Source organism: Kitasatospora sp. NPDC048540, assembly GCF_040651175.1.
GTDB lineage: Bacteria > Actinomycetota > Actinomycetes > Streptomycetales > Streptomycetaceae > Kitasatospora.
In genome coordinates, this window is the sequence record NZ_JBEZIR010000256.1 from 1 (window position 1) to 1281 (window position 1281).

General features: G+C 56.8%; 1 rRNA gene (only partly in view). It reads left to right on the forward strand.

What is annotated here, in order from left to right:
- Positions 1 to 1281, forward strand: a 23S ribosomal RNA gene (locus tag AB0D08_RS40625) (its annotated part continues 1629 nt past the right edge of the window); the annotation flags it as partial.

Here is a 1281-nt window from a genome sequence, read left to right on the forward strand (position 1 = left end):
GGGGTCGTGGGAAAGTTCTTCAGTCGTCTGCCGGCGGCTGGGTGAGTCAGAAACCGTTTGGGTAGTCGAAGGACATGCGAAAGGTCCGGCGTAGAGGGTAAGACCCCCGTAGACGAAACCTGTACGGCTCACTTGAGCTTCTCCCAAGTAGCACGGAGCCCGAGAAATTCCGTGTGAATCTGGCGGGACCACCCGCTAAGCCTAAATATTCCCTGGTGACCGATAGCGGATAGTACCGTGAGGGAATGGTGAAAAGTACCGCGGGAGCGGAGTGAAATAGTACCTGAAACCGTGTGCCTACAAGCCGTGGGAGCGTCGTTCGCCGAGCTTGCTCGGTGGGCCGTGACTGCGTGCCTTTTGAAGAATGAGCCTGCGAGTTTGCGGTGTGTAGCGAGGTTAACCCGTGTGGGGTAGCCGTAGCGAAAGCGAGTCCGAATAGGGCGTTTGAGTTGCATGCCCAAGACCCGAAGCGGAGTGATCTAGCCATGGGCAGGTTGAAGCGCGGGTAAGACCGTGTGGAGGACCGAACCCACCAGGGTTGAAAACCTGGGGGATGACCTGTGGTTAGGGGTGAAAGGCCAATCAAACTCCGTGATAGCTGGTTCTCCCCGAAATGCATTTAGGTGCAGCGTCGTGTGTTTCTTGCCGGAGGTAGAGCACTGGATAGGCGATGGGCCTCACCGGGTTACTGACCTTAGCCAAACTCCGAATGCCGGTAAGTGAGAGCACGGCAGTGAGACTGTGGGGGATAAGCTCCATGGTCGAGAGGGAAACAGCCCAGAACACCGACTAAGGTCCCTAAGCGTGTGCTAAGTGGGAAAGGATGTGGAGTCGCAGAGACAACCAGGAGGTTGGCTTAGAAGCAGCCACCCTTGAAAGAGTGCGTAATAGCTCACTGGTCAAGTGATTCCGCGCCGACAATGTAGCGGGGCTCAAGTACACCACCGAAGTCGTGTCATTCACACATATAGGCCCAACGGCTGTGTGGATGGGTAGGGGAGCGTCGTGTGCCGGGTGAAGCAGCGGAGGAATCCAGTTGTGGACGGTACACGAGTGAGAATGCAGGCATGAGTAGCGATACAAGAGTGGGAAACTCTTGCGCCGATTGACCAAGGGTTCCTGGGTCAAGCTGATCTGCCCAGGGTAAGTCGGGACCTAAGGCGAGGCCGACAGGCGTAGTCGATGGACAACGGGTTGATATTCCCGTACCCGCTTTGAAGCGCCAACGTCGAACCTCTGAATGCTAAAGCCGTGAAGCCGGCCCGGAGTCTTCGGACAATG